This is a genomic window from Mesorhizobium opportunistum WSM2075 (assembly GCF_000176035.2).
GTDB classification, from domain to species: domain Bacteria; phylum Pseudomonadota; class Alphaproteobacteria; order Rhizobiales; family Rhizobiaceae; genus Mesorhizobium; species Mesorhizobium opportunistum.
This window is the reverse complement of sequence record NC_015675.1, coordinates 920,045-937,788: the sequence shown is the minus strand read 5'-3', so window position 1 is coordinate 937,788 and position 17,744 is coordinate 920,045. Positions and strand designations below refer to the sequence as shown.

Annotated in this window: 17 protein-coding genes; 11 read left to right on the top strand and 6 right to left on the bottom strand. The window is 64.1% G+C overall.

Annotation, left to right across the window (positions count from 1 at the left end):
- Positions 1 to 131 precede the first annotated feature (131 nt).
- The 3 genes from MESOP_RS04390 to MESOP_RS04380 form a co-directional block, all read right to left on the bottom strand.
- Positions 132 to 1,466 carry an FAD/NAD(P)-binding protein gene (locus MESOP_RS04390; RefSeq protein ID WP_013892118.1) on the bottom strand — a complete coding sequence of 445 codons (1,335 nt, stop codon included), beginning with the start codon at positions 1,464 to 1,466 and terminating at the stop codon, positions 132 to 134.
- A gap of 55 nt (positions 1,467 to 1,521) precedes the next feature.
- Positions 1,522 to 1,971, bottom strand: coding sequence for an RrF2 family transcriptional regulator (locus tag MESOP_RS04385; RefSeq protein ID WP_013892117.1), 450 nt, complete (start codon positions 1,969 to 1,971; stop codon positions 1,522 to 1,524).
- Positions 1,972 to 2,456: 485 nt separating this feature from the next.
- Positions 2,457 to 3,659: a helix-turn-helix transcriptional regulator gene (locus MESOP_RS04380; RefSeq protein ID WP_245265052.1), complete on the bottom strand. Its 1,203-nt coding sequence runs from the start codon at positions 3,657 to 3,659 to the stop codon at positions 2,457 to 2,459.
- 523 nt (positions 3,660 to 4,182) lie between these two features.
- Between MESOP_RS04380 and MESOP_RS04375 the strand changes: the two genes are divergently transcribed.
- The gene (locus tag MESOP_RS04375; protein ID WP_013892115.1) at positions 4,183 to 4,824 is read left to right on the top strand and encodes a LysE family translocator; all 642 of its coding nucleotides are present in this window, start codon (positions 4,183 to 4,185) and stop codon (positions 4,822 to 4,824) included.
- 24 nt (positions 4,825 to 4,848) lie between these two features.
- On the opposite strand, the gene MESOP_RS04370 is transcribed toward MESOP_RS04375, so the two are convergent.
- Positions 4,849 to 5,478 carry a hypothetical protein gene (locus MESOP_RS04370; protein WP_013892114.1) on the bottom strand — a complete coding sequence of 210 codons (630 nt, stop codon included), beginning with the start codon at positions 5,476 to 5,478 and terminating at the stop codon, positions 4,849 to 4,851.
- A 125-nt stretch (positions 5,479 to 5,603) separates the two neighbouring features.
- Entirely contained in the window at positions 5,604 to 6,818 is a 1,215-nt protein-coding gene (locus MESOP_RS32945; RefSeq protein ID WP_013892113.1) for a YadA-like family protein, read from the bottom strand.
- Positions 6,819 to 7,410: 592 nt separating this feature from the next.
- Between MESOP_RS32945 and MESOP_RS04360 the strand changes: the two genes are divergently transcribed.
- The 8 genes from MESOP_RS04360 to MESOP_RS04330 all read left to right on the top strand — a co-directional run bounded on the left by MESOP_RS04360 (position 7,411) and on the right by MESOP_RS04330 (position 15,055).
- A complete protein-coding gene (locus tag MESOP_RS04360) occupies positions 7,411 to 8,532 on the top strand; it encodes a helix-turn-helix transcriptional regulator (RefSeq protein WP_167313540.1) in 1,122 nt (373 codons plus the stop codon).
- A gap of 91 nt (positions 8,533 to 8,623) precedes the next feature.
- The gene (locus tag MESOP_RS32940; protein ID WP_150111174.1) at positions 8,624 to 9,202 is read left to right on the top strand and encodes a hypothetical protein; all 579 of its coding nucleotides are present in this window, start codon (positions 8,624 to 8,626) and stop codon (positions 9,200 to 9,202) included.
- On the top strand, positions 9,187 to 9,771 hold the full coding sequence (locus MESOP_RS32935; protein WP_049802338.1) for a helix-turn-helix transcriptional regulator: 585 nt from the start codon (positions 9,187 to 9,189) through the stop codon (positions 9,769 to 9,771). The genes MESOP_RS32940 and MESOP_RS32935 overlap by 16 nt, the downstream gene beginning before the upstream one ends.
- A 965-nt stretch (positions 9,772 to 10,736) precedes the next feature.
- Positions 10,737 to 11,750 (top strand): taurine ABC transporter substrate-binding protein, encoded by a 1,014-nt coding sequence (gene tauA / locus MESOP_RS04350; RefSeq protein WP_013892111.1) that lies wholly within the window; start codon positions 10,737 to 10,739, stop codon positions 11,748 to 11,750.
- A 213-nt stretch (positions 11,751 to 11,963) separates the two neighbouring features.
- Positions 11,964 to 12,755 (top strand): taurine ABC transporter ATP-binding protein, encoded by a 792-nt coding sequence (locus MESOP_RS04345; RefSeq protein ID WP_013892110.1) that lies wholly within the window; start codon positions 11,964 to 11,966, stop codon positions 12,753 to 12,755.
- Complete coding sequence (locus tag MESOP_RS04340; protein ID WP_013892109.1) at positions 12,752 to 13,612, top strand: ABC transporter permease subunit; 861 nt, start codon at positions 12,752 to 12,754, stop codon at positions 13,610 to 13,612. The genes MESOP_RS04345 and MESOP_RS04340 overlap by 4 nt, the downstream gene beginning before the upstream one ends.
- Positions 13,613 to 13,632: 20 nt before the next feature.
- Positions 13,633 to 13,821: a hypothetical protein gene (locus MESOP_RS04335; protein ID WP_013892108.1), complete on the top strand. Its 189-nt coding sequence runs from the start codon at positions 13,633 to 13,635 to the stop codon at positions 13,819 to 13,821.
- 295 nt (positions 13,822 to 14,116) lie between these two features.
- A complete protein-coding gene (locus MESOP_RS04330) occupies positions 14,117 to 15,055 on the top strand; it encodes an IS110 family RNA-guided transposase (protein ID WP_013892107.1) in 939 nt (312 codons plus the stop codon).
- A gap of 145 nt (positions 15,056 to 15,200) precedes the next feature.
- On the opposite strand, the gene MESOP_RS35530 is transcribed toward MESOP_RS04330, so the two are convergent.
- The gene (locus MESOP_RS35530) at positions 15,201 to 15,398 is read right to left on the bottom strand and encodes a hypothetical protein (protein ID WP_013892106.1); all 198 of its coding nucleotides are present in this window, start codon (positions 15,396 to 15,398) and stop codon (positions 15,201 to 15,203) included.
- A gap of 309 nt (positions 15,399 to 15,707) precedes the next feature.
- Between MESOP_RS35530 and MESOP_RS04320 the strand changes: the two genes are divergently transcribed.
- On the top strand, positions 15,708 to 16,073 hold the full coding sequence (locus tag MESOP_RS04320; RefSeq protein WP_013892105.1) for a septal ring lytic transglycosylase RlpA family protein: 366 nt from the start codon (positions 15,708 to 15,710) through the stop codon (positions 16,071 to 16,073).
- Positions 16,074 to 16,302: 229 nt separating this feature from the next.
- Positions 16,303 to 17,580 (top strand): polyhydroxyalkanoate depolymerase, encoded by a 1,278-nt coding sequence (locus MESOP_RS04315; RefSeq protein ID WP_013892104.1) that lies wholly within the window; start codon positions 16,303 to 16,305, stop codon positions 17,578 to 17,580.
- Positions 17,581 to 17,744 lie beyond the last annotated feature (164 nt).

The following is a 17,744-nucleotide window of genomic DNA, read 5'->3' as shown; positions in this document are numbered from 1 at the left end:
ATCTCGGCTTTCGCCTATCTCCAACGGCAAAAGTTGGGGCCACCAGAGAAGCTGCCGATCTCCCTCCTTGCGGGGGAGATGGCCGGCAGGCCAGAGGGGGGTGCTGTCCCGCCGGCATCAAGAGGTTTGTCTCAGCCTAAGAGCCGCTTGCTCAGCCGCGCGCACTGCACGCGGATATCGGGGATGGCGTCGATTTCGAAGAAAGTGCCCCTGGTCAGCGGGCCGACCGCCAGGATCTTGGCCGAAACCGTGCCGTCGCTGGCGATGATCTCGCAATTGGCCGACACGTCGAGGCCGATGCGCAGCGGGTCCGGCCGGGCCAGCCCGCGGTCGACCAGCGAGCGCACCACGCTGTTCGACGAGGTCGAGATGTCGCGCACGATGCCCGAGCAATCATAGATGCGGGAGACGTCGAAGGTCTCGAGGCGCTGCGTGTGGCGCGACTGGACCTTGACCGTGAACTCCGCGCCGCGTGTGATGTCGATGACGCGTCCGGCCACCAGCCGGATGCGGCCGGACTGAACGGCCTGCGTCACCCGTGCGTAGACTTCGGGCGCCATGCGGTGGCGGTGGATGTCCCACCACGCCTTGGTGTGTTCGACGAAGCGGCGCTTGGCCGAGGATGGCCAGTTCTGCCAGATCTTCTGGTTGAACGGCCTGAGGCCGTCGACCACGTCGCGCCAGTCGACGCCGGCCTTCTGGCTTTCCTTGATCAGCTTGCGGAACCAGCCGACGAAATAGGAAAGCTGGGTGCCGAGCGGGATGTCGGCGACGTCGAGCTTGATCGGGTTGCCCTTGCGGTGCGGCGACGGCAGCAGGCCGCGCCGCGACACCGCGACGATGTCGCCGCGATGGCCGCGCTGTTCCAGCGCCAGGAAGGCATCGACCATGCTGAGGCCGGTGCCCAGCACCATGACGCTGCTGTCCGGGGCGAGCGCGGTGTCGGCTTCCGAGCCCATCCTGATCGCATGGCCCTGGGCCGGCTCCTCGTCATGGCCGGTGGCCAGCACCGCAAGATGGGCGACGACGCTGGTGCCGTTGGCAAGCGCGACCTCGACGCCGGACGCGGTGGGGGTGATCGACAGGCTTTCCTCGCGGATCAGGCGAAGCCGCCCCGTCTTGAGTTCGCGGGCCTCGAGTTCGTCGAGCAGTTCGCCGAGATAACGCGCATAGACGCTGCGCGGCGCATAGACCGGCGCCTGGTCCTGGGTGGCAAGGCCGCGCTCCAGCAGCCAGCGCCAGAAATTGCCGGGATCGTCGGCATAGGCGCTCATGCCGGCGGCGCTGACATTGAGCACATGCGCCGACAGCAGCGTCGAATAGGCAATGCCCTGGCCGAAATGCGGGCGCTTTTCGACCAGCGTCACGCGCAGATCGGGATTGGGCGATTTCAACAGATGCGCCGCCAGCACGACGCCGCTGGCGCCGCCGCCAACAATAATGATCGAATTGGCGCGCCCGCTCATGCGCGTTCCAGCCCCATGCGAACTGTCAGGATGCGACCTGTCAGGATGCGAGGCGTCAGGCCTGGATCTTCACCGCGTCCGCAAGGTCGTCGAGGCCGATGTCGCGCATTTCGGCCAGGCTGCGCTGGTCGAGCACCTCGGCGATCGCCTGCCGGACCTCGAGCATCAGATGTCGGACTTGGCATGTCGCCTCGTTGCAGTCTTCACAGCGCTGATATTGTGTGCGGCTGGCGCATGGAATTGGCGCCAGCGGACCGTCGAGCACGCGTACGACGTGGCCGATCTCGATCTCGTCGGCCGGCCGCGCCAGGCGATAACCACCATCCTTGCCCTTGCGGCTCTGGACGAAGCCGGCATTGCGCAGCTCGCCCAGGATGGCGTCGAGGAATTTCTTCGGGATGTTGTTGCCGGTCGCGATATCGCCGACGAAAGCGAGCTGTCCGGCCGGCATCCGCGCCAGGTGGACCAGCGCCTTGAGGCCGTACTTGCCTTTTTTGGTGAGCATGAACCGAACGTTTCTCTGTCATGCGATGGCTTCGAGCCATCCGTTGCGAAACGCCTGGCGTGCCTCCCCGCCGCGTCCAAGCATCCATGACACATAAATTCTAGTGACATGATATACAAGCCAATTGTGATTGATCTTGCTTGGTTTTCAAGCCGTTGCGGCCATTTTAGGCCCGGCTTGTGACGCCACGGACACAGAAACGCGGCTTGCGTGCCCCGAGGCCCGCGGCTGGGACCCGGCGCCACCGGCGATCGCCGCGATACGGTCGGTCTGGCCTCTCATCGTCGTCTCCGGCCCTCTATGTCGATAAGATTACTATACATAGCCTCCGGTACGTGGAACGGGTTGTCAAATCACAAGCCATTTGAAGCATGGATTTGCCTCCTGTTTGCCAAATTGGGAATTCTCCCCTGCAATTGCGGCATGAAGGTATCGGCTATCTTCGGCTGGTCATCCCGTGATCGTGCCCTCCCAGGTGCGAATCGTCAAAGCGGCGATGCCAGCGATGCGACAAGCCTGACGAGATCGACCTGGCGGCGAACATCGGTCTTCTCGAAAACATGCAGGAGATGTGTCTTGACCGTCGCGCTCGCCAGGCCGAGGGCCTTTGCGATCTCGCGCTGGGTGCGGCCGGCGACGATCAATTCCACGATGCGAACCTCGGCGGGGGTCAGGCCGTAGAGGGCCGCGAACGCATCGAAGGGAAGACTTATCGGTCTGTCGACCGGGGCGACGAAGAGGGCTGCTATCGCCCGCCGGAACAGGCCGGGACGACTTTCGCGCCGCTTCAGCGGCAGGACATGGATGATGCGCGGCTCTCCCGACAGGCCACGTGTCGGAAAACCGGTGCCGCCGCGGCGCCCGAGCGCGGCCTCGTTGCCGGCGGCCTGGGCGACCGCGTCCTCTATCGCCGACGAGATCGCGGGCGAGGCGTCCGAGACGACAAGGCGGCCATTGCTGACCTTGATGGGATCCTTGCGGGCCAGCATGGCCTCGGCGACCGGATTGGCGTGGACCAGGGTCATCAGTTCATCGACCAGCACGACGCCGACCGAGAGGCCGTCCAGCACCGACGACACGTTGGCGGCGGCTATCGATTGCAGTTCGAGCAGCTGGCCGATGGCGATGGCGCGCCGGAAATGCGGGGCCAGGAGACGCAAGGCGTCGAGTTCGGCGCTTCCGACGATGCCGGCCGTCTCATGCCGTCCGAAGGAAAGCGTGGAAACCATGCGCGCATTGCGCTCCAATCCGATCGCGACCGCGTCGACCACCCCTTGCGGCTGCGCCCATTCGAGAAAATAGCGGCTGGCGACAAGCGCGGCATCCGGCACGGCCTGCGACTGCGCGATCGGTTCCTCGAGCGGATATTGCTTTACCTTGGTGTCACCACCCCAGAGATCGACGAGGTCCTGGCCGTAAGCGGGAAGCTCGCCGAGCTTCACCGAATCGATGCCGGTTGCGACGCCGAGCGTAACCTCCCCGCCCGGAAGCGGATACACGCCGAGAACCGCGTAGCAGAAGTCCAGCTCGGTGCGGATGCTTTCAACCACCGATTGCCATCGCGCCGGATCGAGGACGCAATCGTAGATCGTGCCGATGAGTTCCGAAATGCGCTCCGCCGGATAGGAGCGGCCAGTCATGTCGCCGTTCATGCCGGCCCGCACGGGTTGACGGTCCCTGTCAAGCATCGCGTGCTGCTGCGCCGACATCGCTTCAACGGGATCGATCCCTCGTTCGATTTTGCGATTTGCTGTCTGAAGCCGACGCGGAGGTGGGGGCACACCGAAAGCCAACTGAAAGTCAGTAGAAAAAAATAGAAGTTGGGAGTCAAGCCTAATCCAAATGGTGGACGCCGCGATGCCTGTTTTGTGATTGGCTGCGCCGGCTTGAGGTTGAACTGAGTTCAAGGCACGTGACGCGCATCGGGAGAATTGCATTTCTCCGCCGCCAGTAATGCGTCGGCACATCAGCCAGGTCTTGAACCCACAGGACGGAACGGCGTCTATGCGCAGACACATTACATCTAACTAATACTTGGAGAGAAACTTCAAGACGACGTGCTTGTCAGCCCCGCCAACGGCCGTCTTACCCGAAGAACATCGAAGCAGCTCGCGAAAGCGGGGCGCCCGTTGCTGGCCTTGGCCGGCATCTGGCCAGGTGTCGCCTGGCCGGGAATCCCGACGACGTGCGGCCAAAGGAAGATCTGTCGGCATGTCCTGCACAGCGGAACTTTTCCTGAGTGCGATGCGTGGGGCCTTGCTGGGTTTCGCGGTCGCGGCTCCCATCGGTCCCACCGGCCTTTTATGCGTGCAGCGCACGATCGCGGGCGGCATCGCACCGGGTCTGGCGACCGGCTATGGGGCGGCGACCACACACTCGGTCTATGCCTCCATTGCCGCCGCCGGGCTTGGGGCGGTGGCGCATGTGCTGATCGGCTGGCACATGCTGCTGCAGCTCTGCGCGGGCATGTTCCTGCTCTACATGGCGGTGACGGCGGCGCGGCTGACGCCGTCGCTGGACGCTGGCCAGCAGCGGCGCATGCCATCGGGCCGGGCCTATGTGACAGGGTTGTTCTGGACGCTGGGCAACCCAATGACGCTGCTTGGCTTCTTCACGCTGACGCCGGGCATACTGGGAGCCGGCATCCCGTCCTGGGAAAGCCTGGCCATTGTCTCGGCCGGCGTGCTGCTCGGCTCGGCGGCCTGGTGGACGACGCTGACGCTGGCCACCAACCATCTGCGCAAGCGGCTCAGCGCGCGCGGGCTGCGCACCGTCAACCTCGTCTTCAGCTCGGGCCTGTTGGTCTTCGCACTGTCGCTGCTGGCAAGCGCGCTGCGGCTGGAGTTGCTGTAGCGGCGGCTGCGTCCGCGTGCCGCTTCAAGGCTTCGCTGCCTTCTTCGGCTGCACGGTGATCGAGGGTGCGTCGGGCGGCGGGGCGGCCTCGTCGGGTTTCTGTTGCCCGGCGGCGGGTGTGTCGGGCGCTTGCGGCGCTCCGGACGTCAGGTTGACCGACACGCCGTAGATCTTCCACTGCCGGTTCGCCGGCTCGAACAAAAGCTCAAAATTGACCTGCATTGGCACCGACGGGAAAAACCCAGCCATGTGCAGCATGCCGTTCGGTTCGATCTGCGGCAGCAAGGTCAGTTGCGGATCGAGCACGGCGACGGCTCCAAAGTCGAGCGCCTGCTTGCGTTGGTTGGCGAAGATGTCGCCGAGTTGGGCAGCGCTGTTGGCCTGGAAATTCGGCGAGCCGAGATCGCGCAGCACCGTATAGTTGCCGGTCTTGTTGGCCTGGTCGAGCGCCAGCAGCGTGCCGCGGATCAGGATCAGCACGCCGTTGCGGTCGATGTTGGCCGGGCGGGCGGCGTGGACCTTGTCGCCCTTCTCCGTCTTTTTGGCCTGCGCCACCGCAGCGCCCTGGGATGCCGCCAACAGGCCGAGCGACAGCAAGCCTGTCGCGGCGGCCCGCGCCATCCGCCTGAACGATGAAGATTGCGGGTGCTTCATGTGGCCTCTGAAGTTCATCCGAGATCGAGCCGCCGGCGGGGAGACAGGCGGCCGCGTCTGTGGGAACGCGGCCGCCAGCGGCTTTTTCAAGCCAGCCCCTCGCACCTCGGATCATGCCGACCGCATCAGTTCAGCGTCCATGACGCCCCGACGCTGACGCCGACATCGCCATGGTTGGTGGTGGCCGACAGAGCGGCGTTGAGACGGAAATCCTCGCTGGTGTTGTAGCCAAGACCAAGCGCCAGGCCGGATTGACCCTTGAAGTGGCCGAAGCCGCCGGCGAGCGACAGTTTTTCAGGCCTGTCGTCATAGCGCAGCCCCGCCGTCGCCAGCGCCAGCGCGATGCCGGCACGCGCTTCCGTGCGGTTTTCGCTGATCTGGTCACCGAGGCCCTGGAAGCCGGCCTCGAGCGCGCCGACGTGGCCGTCGAGCTGGGTAATGTTGGTGGTGTTGGTGGCTACCCGCGTGTCGAGGTCCGCGATCTCGGTCGTGTGCAGCGCAATCGCGGTGGTGTTGTTGGTGATGCGGGTTTCGTGATCGGCGAGTTCGCTCGTGTGGCTGCTCACAGTGCTGTTCAGCGTGCTGATATCGCTGCTGTTCTGGGCGACTTGTGCTGGCAGGTTCGCAAGCGTCGCCACATCGAACGTCGACGCCGCCAGATTGCCGGTGCTGTCCGTCGTCATCAGATAGGTAGGACCGGCCTGCGCGGCCTTGCTTGCCTGCGAAGCGACGCCGGTCAGCGTGTAGGTATTGAGGCCATTGCCAAGCATGACCTGGTTGTCGCGCGTCGTCGTTGCGCCCACGCCGATGGCGATGGAGTTGTCATAATTGGCCGTCGTAGCGTCGCCGAGGGCAATTGCATTCGCGGCATTTGCCGTAGCCCCGTTGCCGACGGCCGTGGCATTGCCGCCGTTCGCCTGGGCCGAGCTGCCAAGGGCGGTGGCGTTCACGGCATTCGCCTGGGCCGCGGTGCCGAGGGCGGTGGCATTGGCCTGGTTCGCCCCGCCGGCGCCGGCCTCGGCCCCAGTGCCGATGGCCGTCGTGTTCGCATTGTTGTAGTCTGTGGTCAGGCCGCCGGCGTTCGTGTCGAAAACAAGTCCACCGGCGCCGGCGTTTACGCCGAGCGCCACGCTGTTGTCCCCGAAAGCACCCGCGCCATTGCCCATCGCAACCGAGAGAGTGCCATTGCTATTGGCGGATCTTCCGCATGCGGTGCCGCCGGATGACGTCTGCGCGAAAGCCGCTCCACCATCCTGACCATTGAAATCCTGGCAAATGACTCCTGCCGCGCGCGCCGTGCCGGGCGCGAAGGCGACGAAGCCGGCAGCCACGACAGCCATGATGGCTGCGGTCCCGAGAGCGGGCACTTGGGAGGATGCCGCGCGCACGAAAGCCGCTGTTGCGGCAGACATCGATGCAATGTGTTGTCGCAGAGGACGCGTCGGCGTCACAGTTCTGATCCTTGTCCCGGCAATGGCGTCTTCCGGTATGCTCGCCCGTTCGCTCGTTTCCGCAATCACGCCCAAAGCCCTCGCCTCATTGCCAAATGATCAACCAAGTCTCGCCGGCTCGCGGTCCCGCGCGATGGCCAGGCCGGTGGAGAGGCTCCGGCCATGGCTGGGCTGAAATAAAGCAGTGCGCTACCGACCGTTCGTGCTGTCGTCCCCCGACAGCAGTCGCCTTGCAAAACACCGATGCCCTCGAATTCCGCGCAGGACCGCAGCACCCGACGGGCGCAAACGAACACAAAGAAAATACCGCGTCTTCCACCATTCGGTGGATAGCGACGGCCAAAGCCCGATGGTACCGCCAAAGACTGGATCACCATCTCCCTTGTGAGATGACAGGGCTTGCCCGATCCGGATCATGCGTTCATTTTGCTGCCATGCAGCAAGGGATGGTGCGATGCACTCTGCTTTCTCGATGGCTCAGTTGTCCGAACTGATCGGGCTGATCTACGACGCCGCGATCGATCCCTCTCGCTGGCCCGTCGCGATCGAGGAGATGCGCATCGCGCTTGGCTTCGGGACCGCCGCCATCCGCCTGCAAGCGTTGCCGTCGGGCGAGGTGCTGGTCAACGTAACCAGCAACATCCCGCAGCCCTATGTCGACCAGATGGTCAGCTACGGCGCTGAAATCGTCGAGCTATGGGGTGGCATGGCGGTGGTAGGCTCGCTGCCGATGGATCGGCCGGCGGTGTTGAGCCAGCTCAATCCCAACCTCGACACCACGACGAACCGCTATTTTGTGGAGCTCGGCAGACCGCAAGGCATGATCGATTCCCTGGCACTGCCGCTCGCGCGGGATGGGCGTGGTCTCGGCTCGCTGTCCTTCAGTCGCCATGTCGATGCCCCTCCCATCAGCGATCTGCAGATCGAGGCCGCCCGCTTGTTGATCCCGCACCTGCAGCGCGCCGCGACGATCAACCGGCTGCTCGACATGGCGGCGATCGCCCGGTCGACCTTCGAGACGGTGCTCGACACGCTGACAGCACCGATCTTCCTCACCACCGCGGATCTGCATGTCGTGCATGCCAATCCGGCAGCGCATGCGATTGTCGCCGGGGGCGAGCTGCTGAACATCCGCAACGGGATTCTCACTCCCAGCGTTTCCGCCGTGTCCCGCGCGCTGGCCGTCGCGGTTTCCCAGGCAGCGCAGGACGAGAGTGCCATCGGTCGCAAGGGGTTGGGAGTTCCAATGCGCTGGCGCGACGGCTCGGCTGGAGCCTTGCATGTCCTGCCGCTGCGCCCGGGGCGCGGGGCGTTCGATGCCAGCGTGGTCGCCGCGGTGTTTGTGGCACGCGCGGATACACCCTTTGTCGCACCGACCGCGCTAGTCGCGGCATTGTTCGGCCTGACGCCGGCCGAGGCGCGCGTCTTCGAGCAGATCGCGGCGGGCCGCACGGTTGAGGAGACCTCCGATGTTCTCAACATCGGCCGCAGCACGGTCAGGACGCATCTGCTGCGGCTGTTCGAGAAGACCGGCGTGCGGCGGCAGGTCGAGCTGGTTCAGCTCGCCGCGTCGCTCGCGTCGCCCGTAGCCGCCAGCGTCTGACCGGCTATGAGCAGGCGACAATCTCCATCGGAAACTGGAGACTTGCGGATCATGCAGTCAATTTTTTTGCAGTGCGGCAAGGGTGGTGGCGATGCGTTCTCCTCTCTCGATGGCTCGGTTGTCCGAACTGATAGGGCTGATCTACGACGCCGCGATCGATCCCTCGCGCTGGTCCGTCGCCATTGAAGAGATCCGCATCGCGCTCGATTTCGAGAACGCGGCCCTCAACCTGCAAGCGTTGCCGTCGGGCGAAGTGCTGCTCAACGTGACCAGCAACATGCCGCAGGACTACGTCGACCGGATCGCGGACTACGCCGTTGACATTACCGACCAGTGGGGTGGGCTGGCGATGCTTTTGGCGCTGCCGATGGATCAGCCCGCGGTGATGAGCCGCGTCAATCCAGAGGCGAGTACGACCAACCGCTACTCGCTGGAGTGGGCCAAGCCGCGGGGGTTGGTCGATGTCATGGGGCTGGGGCTCGCTCGCGACGAGCGTGGTTTTGGGTCGCTGGGCCTTGGCCGTCACGAGAGCGTGGAGCCGATCGGTGACCATGAGATCGAGGCCGCCCGATTGTTGATCCCGCACCTGCAGCGCGCCGCGACGATCAACCGGCTGCTCGACATGGCGGCGATCGCCCGGTCGACTTCGAGACGGTGCTCGACACGCTGACAGCACCGATCTTCCTCACCACCGCGGATCTGCGTGTCGTGCATGCCAATCCGGCGGCGCATGAGCTCGTCGCCGGAGGCGACCTCCTCAACATCCGCAACGGCGTTCTCATCGCCGGCGTGTCGGCCGTGTCCAGCGCACTGGCCGTCGCGGTATCGCAGGCGGCGCAGGACGAAAGCGCCATCGGCCGCAAGGGGCTGGGAGTTCCGATACGCTGGAAGGACGGCTCGGCCGGAGCCCTGCATGTGCTGCCGCTGCGTCCGGGGCGTGGAGCGTTCGATGCCAGCGTGGTCGCGGCGGTGTTCGTGGCCCGGGCCGATACGCCCTTTGTCGCGCCAACCGCGCTGGTCGCGGCGCTGTTCGGCCTGACGCCGGCCGAGGCGCGCGTCTTCGAGCAGATCGCAGCCGGCCGCACGGTTGAGGAGACGTCCGATGTCCTCGACATCGGCCGCAGCACAGTCAGGACGCATCTGCTGCGGCTGTTCGAGAAGACCGGCGTGCGGCGGCAGGCGGAGCTGGTTCAGCTTGCCGCGTCGCTCGCCGCGCCCCTAGCTGGTATGGCTCCATAGGCAGGCCGACCCGCAAGCCAACCTGCTCGATCACGCTGGCCAGCGACGCCTTCTTGATCTCCAATGAGATTTTTGTCTTCGCGCGTGCGGCGGGACCGAACAGTTCCGCTTCACAGACGTAAGTGGCGGCGCGTGGATGGGTTGCGTGCCGCTCGCCCCCAACATAGGGGCAGAGCGTTGCTCGAGCGCACCGTAGTTACTCAGGCCTCCCAAGCCAAAAGAGCTTTTCTTTTTCCTCATTGCTTAGTGAATCGTAGGAAAACCTATGCTCTATCCTATGATGTGGGGCGTGATCCGAGTTTTCATATTTCCAGACCGGCATCCAGCCTCTTGGCGTGTATAGTATTCCCAACTTCGCGTTCCTATCTAACCTCGCTTCCTGCGTTTTTCGAAATAGCTCGTTGATGTTCTCTGTTAGTTGAGCCAGATCTGCCGCAAACAATGCGCCATTCTTGTCTGGTGAAACGAAATAGTCGACATTTTCCCTAGCAGAAGCTACACGATGTATTACTATACATCCTCCGCCGGGTTGCTCGCATATTACGACTAAACCTCCGTTTCCATCGGGCGCAAATTCAGCTAACAAATTTTCTATCGGCATCATCTACCCTTTTTCTTTACGGACACCACGTCCAGCTGACTGAAGTTCAATGACTTCCGCTAGCGCTGCCAGGCGGGAAACCAACGTTCCGCCATTGGCGGTAGGCCACCACAAAAGGGATTTCGCGTCGTCCACCGTTCGGTGGACAGCGGCGGCTCAAGTTCGATGATTTCGCTGCCCGAGGCAGTGCCGCGATGTGACGACGGGCGCGCCACAGCCGCCATGTCCGCTTCGGCACCGCGCCACCGATAGCTTTTTTCCAACAAATCCGCCTTCGTTGGAAGGATTTAACTCTACAAGAACGATAGAATTAGCTGACTATCATGGGGCAATCCGGTTTTCTCGTGTTTCATGGAGCCCTTTGATGTCCACCATTTCGCGACGCATCCTTCTCCTGTCGTCGGCGGCCCTTGCCGGCGCCGCCTTCCTCGGTCCGGCCATGGCGCAGGACCTCAAGATCACCATCGGCTACCAGACGGTGGTCGAGCCCTCCAAGGTGCCGCAGGCCGATGGCGCCTATGAAAAGGCGACCAAGGCGGCAATAGACTGGCGCAAGTTCGATTCCGGCGCCGATGTCATCGCCGCGGTCGCATCCGGTTCCGTAGACATCGGCTATGTCGGTTCGAGCCCGCTGGCGGCGGCGGCCGGCCGCGAACTGCCGATCCAGACCATCTTCGTCGTCGGCCTGATCGGGCAATCCGAAGCGCTGGTCGCCCGCAACGGCGCCGGCATCGAGAAGGTCGCCGACCTCGCCGGCAAGAAGGTCGCCGTGCCGTTCGTCTCGACGACGCATTACAGCCTGCTCGCCGCGCTGAAGCATGAGAATGTCGACCCGAAATCGGTCGAGATCCTCAATCTCAGGCCGCCGGAAATAGCCGCCGCCTTCGCGCGTGGCGACATCGATGCCGCCTATGTCTGGGACCCGGCGCTCGGCCAGATCAAGACGTCGGGCAAGGTCGTTGTGGACTCTTCGCAGGTCGCCGCCTGGGGCGCGCCGACCTTCGACGCCTGGATCGTGCGCACCGACTTCGCCGAGAAGAACCCGGAAGCGGTGCGCGACTTCGTCAAGGTGACCGGCGCTTCCTATGCCGAGTACCTCGCCAAGCCGGACACCTGGTCGGCGTCGTCGCCGCAGGCCGAAAAGATCGCCAAGCTCACCGGCGCCAAGCTGGAAGAAGTGCCGGAGCTGTTGAAGGGCTATGTCTTCCCGACATTGGAAGAGCAGGCCTCCGACAAATTCCTCGGCGGCGGCACCGTCAAGGCGATCGCGGCGGCGTCCGCCTTCCTCAAGGAGCAAGGCAAGGTCGACGCCGTGCTGCCCGACTATTCGAAATACGTGACATCGAAATACGTCACCGAAGCGCAGGCCTCGAACTAGAGCAGCCCACCGTTTAACGGAAACGGTGAACTGCTCTAACTCTTTGTTTTGACGCAATTCCGGACGGAAAACCGCTTCACACTTTTCCTGGAATTGCTCTAGCGCTCAACCAGACACGCGCGCTTCTTCCCGACGCTGCGTGTTGCCTGCCCCGAAACCGCTGATGAAATGGATTTCGGGGCAGGCGGATTTCCCTCAAATTTGCGAGGACCCATGCCGCATCTCGTGCTCGACCCCCATCTCGTACTGGACAAGGTCTCGGTCCACTATGACGGCCAGCCGGCACCAGCCGTGGAGCGGGTGTCGATCGACGTCGCCAAGGGCGACTTCGTTGTCCTCGTCGGCCGTTCCGGCTGCGGCAAGACCTCGCTGCTGAATGTCGCGGCCGGCCTGGTCGCGCCGGCGCGCGGCACGGCCACGATCGATGGCCGTCCGATCACGGCGCCCGGTTCGGACCGGGCGGTGGTGTTCCAGAACGATGCGCTGTTCCCGTGGCTGACCGCGCGCGAGAATGTCGCCTTCGCCCTCAGGCTGCGTGGCGTGCAGCCGGTGGAACGGGCGCGGCGCGCCGACGCGCTTCTGGCGCTGGTGAAGCTCGACGGCGCTGGCGACAAGCGCATCTGGGAGCTTTCCGGTGGCATGCGCCAGCGTGTTGGACTGGCCCGGGCGCTCGCCGCCGAACCCGAATTCCTGCTGCTCGACGAGCCGCTCGGCGCGCTCGATGCGCTGACGCGCGAACGCATGCAGACGACGCTGCTCGATCTCTGGACGGCAAGTGATGTCGGCGTGCTGATGGTGACGCACGGCATCGAGGAGGCACTGGTGCTCGCCACCCGCATCGTCGTGCTGGCGCCCGGACCGGGCCGCGTGGTGCGGACCTTCGAGCCCGGCTTCTCCAGGCGCTACGCGTCGGGCGAGTCCATCCGCGCCATCAAGGCCGATCCGGCCTTTGCCACCGCGCGCGGCGAACTGACCGACGCCATCTTCGAAGGAGAGACGGCATGACCATTTCCTCCTACAGCGAGCGGCCCGGCTCCCGCATCGAGGAGGCCGACGGCCTGTCGGTGCCGTGGTCCAGGCCGAGCCCGAAGCGGACGGGCGTCTCGGCCCGCATCGTCAGCGCGGTCACCATCCTGGCGGTGCTGGCTCTATGGGCGCTGTCGGCCCGGCTGCAGCTGGTGTCGCCGGTGTTCCTGCCCTCGCCGCTCGCCGTGTGGAACAAGTTCATCGTCGTTATCCGAGACGGCTTCGTCGACGCGACGCTCGCCCAGCATGCCGTCGCCAGCCTTGGCCGGGTGTTTGCCGCGCTGATCGCGGCCATCCTCGTCGGCGTGCCGGTTGGCCTCGCCATTGGCATCAGCACGGTCGGACGCGGCATCTTCGATCCGCTGCTGGAATTCCTGCGGCCGATTCCGCCGCTCGCCTACTTGCCGCTGGTCATCATCTGGTTCGGCATCGGCGAGCCGTCGAAGATCCTGGTGATCACCATCGCCATGCTGGCGCCGGTTGCATTGTCGACCGCCTCCGGCGTTCGCGGCGTCTCGCAGGAGCGCATCAACGCTGCGCGCTCGTTGGGTGCCACGCATGCGCAAGTGGTCCGCCACGTCATCCTGCCCAGCGCGCTGCCCTCGATCCTGACCGGCCTGCGCATCGCGCTCGGCGCCGGCTGGTCGACGCTGGTCGCTGCCGAACTGGTGGCGGCGACGCGCGGGCTCGGCTTCATGATTCAGTCGGCCGCCCAGTTCCTGGTCACCGACGTCGTGGTGATGGGCATATTGGTGATCGCGGCCATCGCCTTCGTGCTCGAATTCACCATCCGCAGGATCGAGCGCGTGTTCGTCCCGTGGGCGGGACGCGAATGAAAAGCGAAAGGAGAACGACGATGACCCATTCCACCGCCGTGCTGTTCGCCCATTTCGGCAATTGGCTGCTGGGCCTTGCGTCCAATGACGAGGAGGCCAGGCGTGACGCCCCCCGCTCGCCCGCACCCGTCCGGCTCCAGTCCGGGCGCGACCGCCTGCCGCCACGCGACGAAAGTTTCTACTGGGCCTGGCAATATTGGTCGCAGTGAGAGAGCAGGATGCGCTGACCGGCTGTTCGGTTAGGTCCGTCTTGCAGCGGCTGCGCGACTGGCGAGCTTCCCCCACTCCGTCTCGGCTTCGCCGAGCCACCTTGTATCTACACGAGAGCGATTTCGTGGGATTGAAGCGATTGAGCCAAGGTCCGGGCGGCCGCCCGGACCTTGGCTTGGCGAAGTCGCCCGTACCACCTGAGGTTACAGCCGCGGGAGAGCTTGGGATCTTCGCCTTCGTCACGCACGACCGAACAGTCGCTTGGTTCCAACCGTACGCACAAGGCAGGTTACCGTGAACAAGATCATTTGTGGAGTTGATGTTTCGAAGGATTGGCTGGACGCGCATGTCTGGCCAGGCGGTGCGGCAGAGCGTTTCGCCAATGACGCGACGGGCATCGCAGCTCTTTGGCTGTTCTGCCGTGGCCACGGCGCAGCAATGGCGGTGATGGAGGCGTCGGGCGGCTATGAGAGGCTGGGGTTCATGCTTTTGTGGGCGCATGGCATGCCGTGCGGCGTGGTCAATGCCAAGAGCGTGCGTCGCTTCGCCGAGGCGATGGGTTATCTGGAAAAGACCGACCGGATCGACGCTGCTGTCATCGCCCATTACAGCGAAGTCAAGAAGACGGTCCCCACGCCACCGCCGAGCGCTGCCCAGCAGCGGCTCGCCGCACTGGTTGCGCGGCTTTGCCAGGTTGTCGGCGATGCGACCATCAACAAGCAGCGCAGAAGTGCCGCACGCGACGCCGAGACATGCGCCAGCATCGAGGCCATGCTGGCCTTCCTCAAGCGCGAGCAACGACGGCTGGAAGGCGAGATTGCCTCGATGATCGACGACGATCCGCTGTGGGCCAGGCTGGAGCGGGCCTTCCGTTCGCTCAAGGGGGTGGCCGGGCGCACCGTCGCCCGCCTGATGGCCGAACTGCCTGAGATCGGCCTCATCTCCAACAAAGCCATCGCTAAGCTGGCAGGCCTCGCCCCCATCGCAGATGACAGCGGCAGGCGGGCCGGCAACAGGCATGTGCGCGGCGGACGCGCCGGGCCGCGAGGCATCCTCTTCATCGTCGCGGCCATCGTGGCCAAGTTCGATCCCCATCTCAAAGCGTTCGCTCAGCGGTTGCAACAGGCCGGAAAGTCCAAAATGCTCATCCGCATCGCACTCGCCCGAAAACTCCTCGTCATCCTCAATGCAAAAGCACGCGATGCGCGAGCCGAGTTCGCAAATGCAACTTGACACCCCAGACAGTCGCTCTCCCCCCTCCGGAGGGAGAGGAAAGGAGCCAGCCTGCGTAAGCTCGCGCCTTTCCTCTCCCCCGTCGATCGGGGGAGAGGTGTCGAGCGCAGCTCGACGGAGTGGGGGTCGACCCTTTCGTCGCAACTCACCCCTGCCGGTTTGCCCATACCAGCCCGCCCAGGCCGACCAGCATGGCGGCGATGCCGATATAGAGCCATTGCGACTGGCCGCTCATGAAACTGCCGCCGACCACGCCGATGCCTTGCAGCGACCACAGCGCGCCGATGGCCAGCACGATCAAGGCCAGCAGATTTTTGGCCAGCAGATTTTTGGTCGGTCTCATTGACGGATCTCGCTTTCCCAGTCGATCGCTCGTGGCGCCGTGACCACGATGAAAGAGCCAAAGGAAGTGGCTCAATCCTGACGATTTCTACTTGGAGATTAATCCCGGATATTGTCAAACGGATCTCGCATAGCAGCGAAAAGATCATCGCGAATTGATCAAATCTCGCCAAGAAATCCCTGACAGACTGTTACCCGGCGACTCCAAACGTGTGCTCTTGCCATGGAACTGCCAGATGACTGCCGCATTTCCTGCCTTATTTCGCACCTAACGGCTGGGGTCTGTCAAAAACGGAGCCTTCCCCCAAATATGAAGAACACAAAACAGACCGCGATTGTCGCGGTAACGATCGCTGCTGGCCTGATGGTCGGCGCTTCCGCAACCTCGGCGACCGCTGCCGCTCAGTGTGGCCGTGCCTCGTGGTATGCCCTGCACTCCAGGACCGCATCGGGCGAGCGTATGAACCCATCGGCGCTGACCGCGGCCCACCGCACACTGCCTTTCGGCACCAAGCTGCGGGTGACCAACAAGAACAACGGCCGCAGCGTGGTCGTGCGCATCAACGATCGCGGCCCGTTCATCAAGGGACGCGTGCTCGACCTGTCGAAGGGCGCGGCCGGCCAGCTCGGCTTCATCGGCTCCGGCCACACCGCCGTCTGCATGGCACGCGTTTGAGATATCTGGGTCCGGCACAGGCCGGGCCCAGCAAGACCCGCCTTCGCAGCCGCACACTGAGCCGGCTCGCCCCGTTCAGGGCCGATTCCCAAGCCTTGGACGAAAGAAGGGCATAGATCACGCCACGTGACGTATTGCATCGCAGCAATTAGTTGTTAACTTCGCCGCGAGACATTTAGGCTCGGCGCGGCTCGTCGTCCCTTCGGTCGTGGCAGCAGCGGGGTTCTCGATGTTCTACCAGCTCTATGAAATGAACCACGCCGCCTTGCAGCCCGCGCGTCTTTACGCCGACGCGGTGCGGCTGTTCTATTCCAACCCGCTCAATCCGTTTTCGCATACGCCCTGGGGCCGTTCCATCGCGGCAACCGCCGAACTGTTCGAGCGCACCACGCGCCGCTACGGCAAGCCGGTCTTCGGCCTCGACAAGACCGTGGTCGACTGGAAAAGCGTCGCGGTCGCCGAAAAGACCGTCTGGTCGAAGCCGTTCTGCAATCTCGTCCGCTTCGAGCGCGCGGTTCCCGCCGGGCGCCGGCCGGATCCGAAGCTTCTGATCGTGGCGCCGATGTCGGGCCATTACGCGACGCTGCTGCGCGGCACGGTCGAAGCCATGCTGCCCTACGCCGATGTCCACATCACCGACTGGGTCGATGCCCGCATGGTGCCGCTGTCGGACGGCAGCTTCGATCTCGACGACTATATCGACTACGTCATCGATATGCTGCACACGCTGGGTCCGGACACGCATGTGATGGCCGTATGCCAGCCTTCCGTGCCGGTTCTGGCCGCGGTGGCGCTGATGGAAGCCAAGGGCGATCCTTTCGTGCCCTCGACCATGACCCTGATGGGCGGCCCGATCGACACCCGCCGCAACCCGACCGCGGTCAACCTGCTGGCCGAGGAAAAGGGCATCGACTGGTTCCGCGACAATGTCGTCATGCAAGCGCCCTGGCCGGTGCCGGGCTTCGGCCGCGAGGTCTATCCGGGCTTCCTGCAGCTGTCCGGCTTCATGAGCATGAACCTCGACCGCCACATTATCGCCCACAAGGACTTCTTCATGCACCTTGTGAAGCATGACGGCGACAATGCCGAGAAGCACCGCGATTTCTACGACGAATATCTGGCGGTGATGGACCTGACGGCGGAATTCTACCTGCAGACCGTCGACACCGTCTTCGTGCGCCATGCCTTGCCCAAGGGCGAGATGACGCATCGCGGCACGAGGATCGATCCGTCCGTCATCCGCAACGTCGCCTTGTTCACCGTCGAGGGCGAGAACGACGACATATCGGGCCTTGGCCAGACCAAGGCGGCGCAGGATCTGTGCGTCAACATCCCGGCCGACAGGAAGGCGCATTACATGCAGCCTGCGGTCGGCCATTACGGCGTCTTCAACGGCTCGCGTTTCCGCTCCGAGATCGTGCCGCGCATCGTCGATTTCATCACCAGCTATGGCCGCCAGACCCGGGTAGCGGTCAAGCCGAAGCTGGTCCGCACCGCCAAGCGATAGGCAATCGCTGCAAGACCGTTGACCGGTTTTGCCTCCGCAACGACTTCAAAAGACGAAAAAAAGCGGCGGCGGCCGCCGGAATCCGGACCAATAGGCGCAAAGGCCGGCCACAAGCCCGATTCTGTTGCACAATAGACGCTGTTCCTCCCCGCGGGTAACCATGC